The organism is Aneurinibacillus sp. REN35, from assembly GCF_041379945.2.
Lineage (GTDB): Bacteria > Bacillota > Bacilli > Aneurinibacillales > Aneurinibacillaceae > Aneurinibacillus.
On sequence record NZ_JBFTXJ020000062.1, the window covers coordinates 1 to 217 of the forward strand.

Sequence of the window (217 nt, forward strand, 5' to 3'; positions counted from 1 at the left end):
GCGTCTCCGCCTTCAGTTCGCCATAACCGTCGACGGTGACGGTAAAGGGCCGCTGCGAGAGGTCCGTCTTCGTGACCCAGCCGGTCATGAACTCGGCGCCGAAGCGCTGGGCTTGCTTGCGCATATTGTCCATCAGCTCTGGGCCCATGATGCCGTCCGGGAAGCCGGGAAAATTCTCGACCTCCGTCGTCGTCGTGAGCTGGCCGCCCGGCTCCGG

Annotated in this window: 1 pseudogene; it reads right to left on the bottom strand. The window is 65.0% G+C overall.

Annotated features, from left to right (window positions below):
• A pseudogene (locus AB3351_RS23660) lies at window positions 1–217 on the bottom strand (NAD(P)/FAD-dependent oxidoreductase); the annotation flags it as partial.